At 54.7% G+C, this 10,241-nt stretch carries 11 protein-coding genes and 1 riboswitch; of the genes, 5 read left to right on the forward strand and 6 right to left on the reverse strand.

Annotated features, from left to right (window positions below; all coding sequences use genetic code 11):
- Positions 1 to 3 precede the first annotated feature (3 nt).
- The 3 genes from LAT75_RS13575 to LAT75_RS13585 all read right to left on the reverse strand — a co-directional run bounded on the left by LAT75_RS13575 (position 4) and on the right by LAT75_RS13585 (position 1,477).
- Positions 4 to 363, reverse strand: a complete 360-nt coding sequence (locus LAT75_RS13575; protein WP_291483219.1) for a hypothetical protein — start codon at positions 361 to 363, stop codon at positions 4 to 6.
- 315 nt (positions 364 to 678) lie between these two features.
- Positions 679 to 891, reverse strand: a complete 213-nt coding sequence (locus LAT75_RS13580) for a hypothetical protein (protein WP_291483220.1) — start codon at positions 889 to 891, stop codon at positions 679 to 681.
- Positions 884 to 1,477 carry an AAA family ATPase gene (locus tag LAT75_RS13585; RefSeq protein ID WP_291483221.1) on the reverse strand — a complete coding sequence of 198 codons (594 nt, stop codon included), beginning with the start codon at positions 1,475 to 1,477 and terminating at the stop codon, positions 884 to 886. The genes LAT75_RS13580 and LAT75_RS13585 overlap by 8 nt, the downstream gene beginning before the upstream one ends.
- Before the next feature lie 259 nt (positions 1,478 to 1,736).
- Here LAT75_RS13585 and LAT75_RS13590 point away from each other — a divergent pair, with 259 nt between their 5' ends.
- Entirely contained in the window at positions 1,737 to 1,976 is a 240-nt protein-coding gene (locus LAT75_RS13590; RefSeq protein WP_291483222.1) for an Arc family DNA-binding protein, read from the forward strand.
- Positions 1,973 to 2,386 carry a type II toxin-antitoxin system VapC family toxin gene (locus tag LAT75_RS13595; RefSeq protein ID WP_291483223.1) on the forward strand — a complete coding sequence of 138 codons (414 nt, stop codon included), beginning with the start codon at positions 1,973 to 1,975 and terminating at the stop codon, positions 2,384 to 2,386. Before LAT75_RS13590 ends, LAT75_RS13595 begins: the two co-directional genes overlap by 4 nt.
- Before the next feature lie 76 nt (positions 2,387 to 2,462).
- Here LAT75_RS13595 and LAT75_RS13600 read toward each other — a convergent pair whose 3' ends face one another.
- Positions 2,463 to 3,794: a DUF5074 domain-containing protein gene (locus LAT75_RS13600; RefSeq protein WP_291483224.1), complete on the reverse strand. Its 1,332-nt coding sequence runs from the start codon at positions 3,792 to 3,794 to the stop codon at positions 2,463 to 2,465.
- Positions 3,795 to 3,918: 124 nt separating this feature from the next.
- The gene (locus tag LAT75_RS13605; protein WP_291483225.1) at positions 3,919 to 5,901 is read right to left on the reverse strand and encodes a TonB-dependent receptor; all 1,983 of its coding nucleotides are present in this window, start codon (positions 5,899 to 5,901) and stop codon (positions 3,919 to 3,921) included.
- Positions 5,902 to 5,937: 36 nt separating this feature from the next.
- Positions 5,938 to 6,183, reverse strand: a riboswitch (cobalamin riboswitch).
- A gap of 294 nt (positions 6,184 to 6,477) precedes the next feature.
- On the opposite strand from LAT75_RS13605, the gene LAT75_RS13610 reads away from it, so the two are divergent.
- The 3 genes from LAT75_RS13610 (at position 6,478) to LAT75_RS13620 (ending at position 9,117) form a co-directional block, all read left to right on the forward strand.
- Complete coding sequence (locus LAT75_RS13610; RefSeq protein WP_291483226.1) at positions 6,478 to 7,227, forward strand: polyphosphate polymerase domain-containing protein; 750 nt, start codon at positions 6,478 to 6,480, stop codon at positions 7,225 to 7,227.
- 90 nt (positions 7,228 to 7,317) lie between these two features.
- Positions 7,318 to 8,007 carry a DUF4956 domain-containing protein gene (locus tag LAT75_RS13615; RefSeq protein ID WP_291483227.1) on the forward strand — a complete coding sequence of 230 codons (690 nt, stop codon included), beginning with the start codon at positions 7,318 to 7,320 and terminating at the stop codon, positions 8,005 to 8,007.
- A gap of 15 nt (positions 8,008 to 8,022) precedes the next feature.
- Entirely contained in the window at positions 8,023 to 9,117 is a 1,095-nt protein-coding gene (locus tag LAT75_RS13620) for an HlyD family efflux transporter periplasmic adaptor subunit (RefSeq protein ID WP_291483228.1), read from the forward strand.
- Between the two features lie 126 nt (positions 9,118 to 9,243).
- Here the strand turns inward: LAT75_RS13620 and LAT75_RS13625 are convergent, their stop codons facing one another.
- Positions 9,244 to 9,669: a MauE/DoxX family redox-associated membrane protein gene (locus tag LAT75_RS13625; protein ID WP_291483229.1), complete on the reverse strand. Its 426-nt coding sequence runs from the start codon at positions 9,667 to 9,669 to the stop codon at positions 9,244 to 9,246.
- Positions 9,670 to 10,241: the final 572 nt, after the last annotated feature.

Raw genomic sequence — 10,241 nt, forward strand, 5'->3', positions numbered from 1 at the left:
GTATTAGTCCTTCGAATCGCCCAGCTGCCGGTAAACCTGATTCAGGTCGCGGGTGTAAACGTTTTGCTCGTGATCAAAATCTTCGTAGCCGAACTCATCGTCTTTCTCCAGCTCTTTGCCGTCAAATACGCCGTGCCTCACAACAATCCAGGCAAAGAAAATGACCATCACCTGAGAAAAGAAAAACATGCTTATCAGCAGGCCTGCGTTGGCTTCAAGATTGATCAGCAGTACATACAAAACCAAAAATGCTGTAGCAAATAAAAGCATAAACTGCGGTGTACGAATTTTATGCCAGTAAGCGGAAATTACATCAGATAATGATTCGGAAACCTGCGCGGTTTGGGATTGACCAGATGCCATAAATTACCTCATTTTTTGTTGATTGGTGTATTTCGCGCAACAAGATGAAGTGTAACATCATTCATACAAGCTTCAGAAAAATCAATGTGTTCCTATTACAAATATCAGAATATACTTTATGCTATTCCAGACATGACGCTAACCATTTTTCTCCCAACGGGATAGCAAAAAGGAACGCAAAAAAAACCCAAACATCCCAAAATATCCCCGGCGATTTACCCTGACTTTAACCGGCCGTGCTGAAATTATTGTCCAAAGCAGGCACCGACCTGCTGCACGTGAGTACCCATACCCGCAAGTCTTGTGATTACCGCGCTACTCTTCGGAAGCTTTCGGAGAAGACATTATGGCCGGCCGCTTCGAAGTCACCTCGCCATCAGGGAGCTGATAGTAGATCTGACCGTTTTTGGAATATACATTCGGAATACCGAGCCGGCGGTTTTCTTCCTGCGCTTTGCGCACCGCTCTGTTGCCCAGGCGTGTTAGTAAAATGGCCAGCTCACTGCTATCAATTTTTGATTCACTCATAACTGTCAATAATTTGTTTAAATGTTTCGAACAAGGATTCATCCAGCACAATCATTTTTTTTTGGAGGGATCGCGCTACTTCACGGAACCCGTCTTCAGAGTTGTAGAATAGATGCCATGCATCGCAATGATTCCTGTATTCATGCCAAAAGTTTAGCATACTTCTGCTAAACCTTCTTTTAATATCCTCAAAGGGCACAAAATGTCCCCCCCTCAAAACACGCACCTTTACACGCTCGGCACACATGTGTTCATCAGACAAATAAATAAACGTGATTGCAATATTAAACCTGTACTCACTCTTAAACCTTGAAACCAACGGAATCAGCAGTTTACCGGAAAGGGTTGATTCAATAATTATATTTTCCTCACGCCTGCCCAAGTCGTCAAGACGCCTGAAAAATTCTTTACCTGCCTGAATCCGGACAGAAAAAGGATTCTGTGGGTTAAGCTCATAAGCAATGTCATCAGCGCTCAGGTAGGTTGCATTTTGGCTGTCAACCAGTTCCCGTGCAAGCGTAGTTTTGCCTGATCCGTTGGGACCACCAATAACAAACAGCGTTTTTTGGTATTTCTCGTTTAGCATTCCGAAATATAGCACTTCCCTTACTCACCCAAAAACAAAGGCCGGAAACAGCACCCGCTGCCCCGGCCTTCGCTCATAAAAACATCAAACTGCGCACCTACCTGATCAGCGTCATCCGTCTTGTTGCCACAAGGCCGCCGGCCTGAAGCCGGTACAGGCTTTGGGAAACTTCCGCCAGCCTATCTCCAAATACCCTTACTTGCAAAATCAGCATACATCCTTTAGTTTCATTCTTACACCTTAACGCAACCACAAAACCATGCCTTCTGTAACCGTCAAAAACATCCCTGAATCCGTCTATAATAAGCTCAAGCAGCAGGCGCAGGCACAGCACCGGAGCATGAACAGTGAAATCATTGCCTGCCTCGAGCGAGCTGTTGAACCGGCGAGGGTTTCTCAGGAGGAAATCCTTCATCAGGCACGCCTGATGCGGAGCAGGGTGAGAGGAAGCCTTACTGCCGAAGAAATTCAGGATGCCAAAAATCAGGGCCGTCCATGATTGTTGTTGACAACAACATTCTTGCCCATTTTTGGCTTCCGTCGGAGCACTCAATGCATTGCGAAGAACTTTTCCGGTGGGATCCGGAATGGGTTGCCCCAGTTCTTTGGAAAAGTGAGTTCAGGAACGTTATCACACTCTATTTGAGGAAAAATTTAATCGACCTGCCAGATGCTATCCGGATAACAGAAAAAGCAGCGATGCAAATGCAAGAGAGGGAATTTCATGTGAATTCAGTTCAGGTTTACAGCCTTGCTGTTAAATCGGGTTGTTCAGCTTACGACTGCGAGTTTGTCAGTCTCGCTGAGGAGCTCGATGTCAAACTGATAACTTTTGACAAGCAAATCCTCCGTGCCTTCCCGAACCGGGCAGCCAAACCCACCGACGCCCTGCCACGTCCACCGGCATAAGCCTCACCCAAAAACAAAGGCCGGAAACAGCACCCGCAGCCCCGGCCTTCGCTCAAAAAAACATCAAACTGCGCACCTACCTGATCAGCGTCATTCGTCTTGTTGCCACAAGATCGCCGGCCTGTAACCGGTACAGGTAAATGCCGCTTGCCAGCGCACCGGCATCAAAGCGAACCTGATGCAAACCTGCCGTGCGGAAACCGGCATCCGCAACGGCCACGCGCTGACCCTGCAGGTTGTACACCTCAAGCCGCACCTGCGCCGGCTGCTGCAGCTCATAGCTGATCACCGTTGAAGGGTTAAACGGGTTCGGATAGTTCTGATGCAGCGCGAACCCCGCCGCACGCTCATCGCCCTCCGTCGAAACCGGTGCACCGGCCACAAACTGCACAAACTCCGGCCCGATGCCCGCGGTGAAGCTCGTGAGCACCTCCCCGTTCAGGCCGAGCACGCTCACGTTGCCCGCCGAGCTGAAGTCCGGCGCGGTTGTCGCAAATACCCGCGGCACATCGCCCGTCCACAGGCGCATCCCGAAATAGGCCGTGCTGCTGAAGTCCTCTTCCAGAAATTCCAGCGTTTCCATATCGAGCAGCTGAATGCCGTTATTGAGCACGTAAACCAGGTTTTGCGCCTCATTCAGCTGTATGCGCTGCGGTTTGCCGGCCACATCAATAACCGACACCACCGTGTTATCCGCCGGATCAATAATGCTGATTTTGCCGTCACTCTCCGGCAGGCCAAACCCGAAACTGCCCGTGCTCATCAGCCAAACACGCCCGTCGGAGGCCGTGTGCAGAAAGCGCGGATTGTCGTGCACATCAATGAGGGCAGTGCGGGTGTCGGTCGCGATATCGATCACCGCAAGCTGCTGACCGTTGCCAAAATCGGTGAGGGCCACAAAAGCCTTCCCCCCGCTCACCGCGATGCCTTCGGGGTTCGGCCCTACTTCGATGGAGCCGGTAATTTCATTGGTCGTGAGGTCAAGCACCGAAACCGTCGTGCCCGTGAGGTTGGAAACATAGGCTTTGGTTTCGCTCACCTGCTCGATCCACTGCGGACTACTGCCGCCGAAGTCATCCACAAAAATGCGTTTCACCGAGGCGAAGGTCTGCGGGTTCACAATTTCGATGGTGTCAGAGTTGCTCACAAGCACATACAGCAGCTCGTTAATCAGGGCCGAATGGATCGCGATATCGCCAAGCGGTCGCCCGTTAACCTGCTGAAACACATTCTGCTGCACCTGCCCGGTCGCGGGGTTCCAGGAAGTAACCGAGGCATTGCCCTGCAAAAAGGCGCCCTGATTAAGCACATAAACCTTGTCGAGCTGCTGCGCCCGGGCCAGCCCGGGCAGGAGGAGTAAAACCAGCATCAGAGCTGAAAGGCGGGGTATCGTGGTAGTATTGGTCATGGTATTTTTTTAGGGTGAATTTCGGGAAGGCATCATCTCCCCGGGGCCTCAGCTGAGGTTCGGAGTCGTCTGCAGTTCCCGTGGTTTTGTGTTGGGGTTTTGTAGATAAGCGAAGTTCGGGGCCTCAGTAGCGGAAGCCGATGCGCAGCGATAGCGTGTGATAGCGCGGGGGCAGCGGGTAGCGGGAAATAAACTGATGCTGCCCGTCGGTGAGGTTGTGCAGGGTCCAGGCCAGGCGCACATCGGCGGCGCGGAACTGATGCCCGTAGCCCAGCTGCAGGCTGAGGTCGGCAAAGGCGCCCAGCGGATCGTTCGGGGCACTGTGGTCGGCCGTCGTGAACCGGCTGCCGACCTGCTGCAGGCTTGCGTTGGCGAACAGGCCGAATTTGGAGAGGCCGAGTCCGGCTTTCCAGCTCCACTCCGGCACGTAGGTGAGCTGCCGGTCGATGCGGCGCAGTTCGCCATCAACCGATTCCTGCCGCGGACTCGTAGCGCGGGTTCGGGCGAGGGCGCCATCCATCGTGAACACCCATCCCTGCCAGTGCAGGCTTGCCGAGAGGTCCGCTTCGGCGCCTCGGCTGTCGATTTCGAACAGATTCACCGGCGACCAGATGCCGCCGGGGCCGGGCAGCCAGCGGATGCCGTTTTCGAACCAGATCCGGTACAGCGTGAGGCCCGCCCGCGTGCGGAAGCCCCCCAGCTCGCGGGTGTAGGCCAGGCCGCCCTCCAAGCTTGTGCTCTCTTCGGGCTTCAGCTCGGGGTTGCCGCCCGGCGACCAGTACAGATCGTTGAGGCCAGGCGGGTTGAAGTTCCGCGCCAGCTGAGCCCGCAGGTGCAGCCCCCGCAGCGGCGTGCGCCAGTTGGCCCCGAAGGAGCCGGTGAGGGCCTCCCCAAAATCGGACCAGGAGAGCAGCCGCAGTACGGGGTAAAAGGTGAGCGGCTCAACGGGCCGGTACTCGGCCTGCGCAAAAACGGAAAGATGGCGGCGGGTTTCGGTGCCGCTGTAGTTATTGGTATTGATGGTGGTTTGCCCCGCGTCCGCCCCGGCTGAGAGAAACAGGCCTGCCGCCGCCTCGCGCCGGTACACCAGCCGCAGCTGATGCCGCCCGAGATCGCTCAGGCTTTCGATGCGGGAAGGCGCATCGAGGTAGTCGAGGCTGTACCATTCGTGGAAGGAACTCAGCTGCCAGAGTCCGCTGCCCTGCTGCAGGGCGAGCAGGTTGGTCCAGCGGGTGAAGCCGTCGGTCTGCACCGCCCGCGGATTCCGCACGGCCGAGCTGCCCGAAATATGATGCTCCGCCGCGCCCAGCCACAGGCTGCCGTCGTACTGCCAGCTGCCCCTGCTAAAGCCCGCGCTCAGCAGAGCGTGCCGGTTTTGAAACTGATTGTTCCGGCGAAACTCTTCCCGCTGCCGGATGTCGTCGAAATAGGGGTAATTGTTCACAGCCTGTGCCCCGCTCAGGTGCAGCGATGCCCGGAAAACGGGCCCGCGAAAGCCGGTCTGAAACCCGAAATTGCGCTGTCCCCAGGCGCCGGTCTGCGCCGAAAAGGAGGTCCGGTTGGCCGGGGCCGGACTGTCGAACAGCACCGAGCCGGCCGTGCTTCCTTCCCCGAAACCCGCGCTGCTGTTGCCGGTCGCCACCCGGATGTTCGAGGCAAACCCGGCGGGAATCAGGTTGTAGTCGGTCTCGCCCAGCATCGCGTGGTTGATGCCGAAGCCGTTCCACATCAGCGACGTTTGCCGCGCCCCGAACCCGCGGGCCGAAACCGACTGAATGCCGCCCAGCCCGTAGCGCCGGATCATCACCGGGCTGCCGAACCGCAGCACATCGCCCAGGCTCGAAGCTGCGGAGGCATCAGCGGCACCCTGCCGGAGCAGGCTCACCTGCACGGGCTGCCGCTCCCAGATCACGGGCATGCGCGAGGCTTCGATGTACACCTCACCCAGCACAGCGCGCATCATGCCTGCTGTATCAGCCGGAGCTTCCGAAACCGAATGGGAACTGACCTGCGCCTGCACCGGCATGCCTGCAAAGAAACACAGAACCGGTATGGCAAAAAAGACAAACACGCACCCGAAAAAGGCGCGCAAATCGAAGGAAATCATATAATTAAGAGCTACTGAAACTTTTACCCGAAGTTTACAGCGTCGGAACAACAAGGCAGGTCTCCTGACTTATCCGTTCAAGCGGTTGCCGCCTTCCCATTTCTTTTGGGCTCGAAACAGTGGCATAGTGGCAGCCGCGAAAATTTGCCTGAGGTGATGAGCGCCTTTATGGCGGCGCCATCAAACCAGACACCGGACTTACAGTTGCGGGTACAGCTCCCGATTCACACGGGATTCCCTTTTAATCGCCCGTAAAGGCGAACCAGATTGTTCGTGGTCTGAAGCTGCAATGTTAGCACTTTTGCGTAAGTATCACAACCTGAAAAAACTCACCCAAATCCGAAGCCCGGGGAATACCAACGTGCTTCAGCCTCGCGCCAACCCATCCGCGCCAATCCCGCCCGGTCCGCAAAATCCGCGTGCCATATCAACACCTCACCCGCGCAATCTACCGGGCTCCACGTGCCTGAATTCATCATTCCCTTAAAGAGCCCATAATGCTATATTATTAAACCGTTAACATTTGGGAATTATAGCCAGTTTTATTTTTTAGCCTTCCCTAACAATCATTTTCTGATGCCCGACAATTTACAGAAGCAACGATTTGAATTTAAGTATCACCTTGAAAGCCATACGGCGCTTGCCGTCCGTGATTTTGTTTCGTCTTATCTGGAGCTTGATGCCTTCGGGGCCACGCAGCCTAACTACTCTTACCCGGTGCACAGCCTGTACCTTGATTCTCCGAACCTGAAGACCTACTACGATACCATCAACGGGGAGCGCAACCGCTACAAACTCCGGATCCGGTATTACGAATCGGGCGGAGATCGGCCCGTGTATTTTGAGATGAAGCGGCGTATCAACTCCATCATCGCAAAAAAACGCGCCAAAGTGTACCGCTCTTCCGCAGAGCGCCTGGTTTCCGGCTTCATGCCCGGCTGGCATGATCTGGCCGTTAAGGATGATGACGGCATGGATGCCATCCTCGATATATCCCAAAAAATCAATTACCTGCAGGCGCGCCCTACGGTGCATGTCTCCTACCTGAGGGAAGCCTGGATGGCGGACGGCACCAATAAAATCAGGGTCACCTTCGACCGCGATGTGTACACAGAGCCCGTTCAGGAAGTGGTCTTCAAAAATGAGATGTACCGGCCTACCCGGGTTTTTGGCAACACCGTAATCCTCGAACTCAAGTTCACCGACCGCTTTCCGGAATGGTTCAAAACCCTGGTTCAGGTCTTCGGGCTGCGGCAGCAATCAGCTGCAAAATACGTGGACGGGCTCATCAATCTGGGGCATGAAAACAAGATCCGCCTGTCGTAACTTCTCCCTTTATTCTTAATGCTTATTTAGTGCTGTGCTGTTTTCTTCATTGCCGTTTTCACGGCCGCACGCTTTTTATTGGACTACCGTATGAATGATCTGATTTTTTTCGGGGACACGGCTCCGCTGCCGACGGATATCCCGACCCTGCTGCTTACCCTGCTGCTCGCCTTTATGTGCGGACAGCTGATGGCGTGGGTGTACATGTTCACACATTCCGGGCTCTCCTACTCGCGGAATTTCGTGAGTTCGCTCATCATCCTGCCCATTACCGTGGCTACCGTAATGACGGTTCTGGACAACAACCTGGTGACGGCCTTCAGCCTGCTTGCCGTGTTTGCCATCGTGCGGTTCCGGAATATTGTGCGCGATACGCTCGATGCCATCTATATCCTGAGCCTGATTGTGGTCGGCATGGCCTGCGGCACGCAAAAATTCACCACTGCGGCCATTGCAACCCTCGCCATGGCTTTGATTTTACTTTATTTGTGGTTCACCTCTTTCGGCAGCCGTCAGCGATACGATATCATCCTGAACCTGAGCTGGGCAGGCTCCGTGCAGAGTGCCGCCGATGAGGTTGGCCGCCTGCTCGAAAGGCACTGCCTCAAGCAAAATCTGGTAAGCGAGCGGGCGGGCAGCGAGAGCGAAAACACGGACCTCTCCTACCGGCTGCTGCTGCGTGACCCGGAAAAATCGGGGCTGCTCATCAGCGAACTCGAAGCAGATGCCCGCATCGTGCGGTTCTCGAGCATGAAAGCGGAAGACGAATCCGAAGTTTAATTCCCCAATCTCTCTATGTCCTCTTTTGATAAAGCGCCGGTACCCATCCCGCTAAAGCTCCGTTTTCGGGAATTCCGAATCCGGCTGCTGCCGCTCCTTATGTTTCTGCTGGCTGGCACTGCGGTTTACATCCTTTGGGAAAGCCGCGTTCAGACCCCCGATTTCAGCGGGCGTGCTGTAGGGGATGTCGTCACCGTGCTTGCTCCGGCCGACGGCTACCTCACCGATATTTCTGCCGGGCCGTTTGCACCCGTGGAGCAGGGGCAGCGGCTGTTCACCCTGAACCGCAGCCTGCCCGGCGAGCTGGAAAGCCGGCTTGCCTTTTCGGAGGCCGCCATACAGGAGCTGCGCATAAGCCTGAGCCCGCTCTCAGATTTACGCCGGAGCTATGTGGACTACCAAAGCCTGCGGCTCGACCTGCTTGAGCTCGAGCGCGAGCGCGCTGTGAACCTTGCTGAGCTTGCGTATTTGCGCGCCGAAGAAAGCCGCAGCAGGCGCCTCTTGGAGCAGCAACTGCTTGAGCAAAGCGCCTATGAGCGGGTACTTGGTGAGCTTCAGGCGCGGGAAGCCAATGTGGAAGCCATCGGCAGCACCCTGACTGACCTTAGCCGGCAGCTCGAAGCCCTGTCCGGCAGTATTTCCTACCGGGAAGAGGACGCCACGGCTATCATGGAAGCGGCCATTGCCGTGCATGAAGCCGAAATGGCGATGATCGAAGCTGAGCTCGGGCCCGCAGTGATGCAGGCGCCAGCAGGGGGCATCGTGCGGATGCAAAGCATGTACAACGGTCAGTTCGTGACCCGCGGTGACACCCTCGCAGTGATTGAATCCCCCGAGCCGCTTTACATCGAAGGCTACCTCAGGCAGCCTGTAGCCCTTCAACCGGAAACCGGCATGGTCGTTGAAATCCGCAGCCGGGGTGTAAAAAGCGTACGCTACCGGGCAAGCATCTCTGCTGTTGGCGGAGCCATCGTGCCCATCGCACGCGACATGCAGCGCCCCGGCATGACCTTCGAAAGCGGCCTGCCCCTGCAAATCGCCCTCCCGCCGGAAATCCGCGATCAGTTCACCCCCGGCGAAATTGTGGATGTACGCCTGATCGGAAAATGATTTTCTGTGTTAGGGTTTGTGCTTTGGGACGGACGCTTCTACAGAGCAAAATAAATCTGCGGCAATCCAGTTCGGTCCGCAAAATCCGAGGACCATCAACCTAAAGACCGGTCGCAGATTTCAAGTTTACTTCCGGTCAACCGAAAAACCGCGGTCAATGCCGAAATGGTCGTACTCGGTGTTGGTGAGCAGCAGATAAACGGCGATGGCGTAAATAAGGATGTTGGCCACGGTGCCGTAGTTCTGGAGCAGGATTTGTCCGAAGGCGAGGCTCACCAGCAGCAGCCCCATGCCAGCCAGTGCCCAGCGGGTTTTCCAGCCAAGGATAAGCAGCACACCAATTACGCCTTCAGCGAACAGGATCACATAGGCGTACACAAGCACAAAAGGCTCCGGCAAAATGGTTTCGGAAAAGTTACGGGCCATGCCTTCGGCAAACTGCTGCACATCAGGAAGCCGCACCAGAACGCGGCCAAGCATGTTTACGCCGAGCATCAGCCGAAGCAGGGCAAAGCCCATCTGACGATCAGAGATGTTGGGAGATAAAGCCATGTGATGAAATCATTTACGTTTATGGATAGCAGAATTTTGATGAGGAATAAGAACCCGGGTTGCAACACAAAGCGTTTCGGCCCATCGTTAAACTTCCCTAAACAAGGATTTTTAAGCCCGGCACAACCCCTGCTACAGCCCGCTCCATGCATACAACAGACCTACATTCATGCTTGAAATTCGGTACTTACCATGGTACGTCAGGACATTCAAAGAATCTGAGCATACAATTGAAGGCTCCCGGCAATCATGGATCTAAAACAGCTCTATCATTGCCCTGAACCTGATCCAGCAGAAATTGTGCCCGGACACACTTTTTGAAATACTACCAGTAATCAAGCTCTTCCTTGCTGTTAAATATTTATTGGGATATTTTATAAAAGCATCTAAGCGATGAAGTATCCTGGCAAACCATATTATTCCATGTTTAAAGCCCTTAGAGCTTTTTTTATCAATCAGTTATAGCTGTATAATACATAATACCCTTAACACAGAATTATGAGCGTGCAATACATATCAGACAGCAAAGGCAAGACCACCGGTGTTTTTATCCCCATTTCAGAATGGAATGA

It is taken from the genome of Cyclonatronum sp., assembly GCF_022565315.1.
Lineage (GTDB): Bacteria > Bacteroidota > Rhodothermia > Balneolales > Cyclonatronaceae > Cyclonatronum.

What these genes read in the sequence shown, in the direction of transcription:
- LAT75_RS13625 (WP_291483229.1), bottom strand. Translation starts at nt 9,669, where the DNA reads ATGGCTTTATCTCCCAACATCTCTGATCGTCAGATGGGCTTTGCCCTG.
- LAT75_RS13605 (WP_291483225.1), bottom strand. Translation starts at nt 5,901, where the DNA reads ATGATTTCCTTCGATTTGCGCGCCTTTTTCGGGTGCGTGTTTGTCTTT.
- LAT75_RS13595 (WP_291483223.1), top strand. Translation starts at nt 1,973, where the DNA reads ATGATTGTTGTTGACAACAACATTCTTGCCCATTTTTGGCTTCCGTCG.
- LAT75_RS13580 (WP_291483220.1), bottom strand. Translation starts at nt 891, where the DNA reads ATGAGTGAATCAAAAATTGATAGCAGTGAGCTGGCCATTTTACTAACA.
- LAT75_RS13620 (WP_291483228.1), top strand. Translation starts at nt 8,023, where the DNA reads ATGTCCTCTTTTGATAAAGCGCCGGTACCCATCCCGCTAAAGCTCCGT.
- LAT75_RS13610 (WP_291483226.1), top strand. Translation starts at nt 6,478, where the DNA reads ATGCCCGACAATTTACAGAAGCAACGATTTGAATTTAAGTATCACCTT.
- LAT75_RS13600 (WP_291483224.1), bottom strand. Translation starts at nt 3,794, where the DNA reads ATGACCAATACTACCACGATACCCCGCCTTTCAGCTCTGATGCTGGTT.
- LAT75_RS13585 (WP_291483221.1), bottom strand. Translation starts at nt 1,477, where the DNA reads ATGCTAAACGAGAAATACCAAAAAACGCTGTTTGTTATTGGTGGTCCC.
- LAT75_RS13590 (WP_291483222.1), top strand. Translation starts at nt 1,737, where the DNA reads ATGCCTTCTGTAACCGTCAAAAACATCCCTGAATCCGTCTATAATAAG.
- LAT75_RS13615 (WP_291483227.1), top strand. Translation starts at nt 7,318, where the DNA reads ATGAATGATCTGATTTTTTTCGGGGACACGGCTCCGCTGCCGACGGAT.
- LAT75_RS13575 (WP_291483219.1), bottom strand. Translation starts at nt 363, where the DNA reads ATGGCATCTGGTCAATCCCAAACCGCGCAGGTTTCCGAATCATTATCT.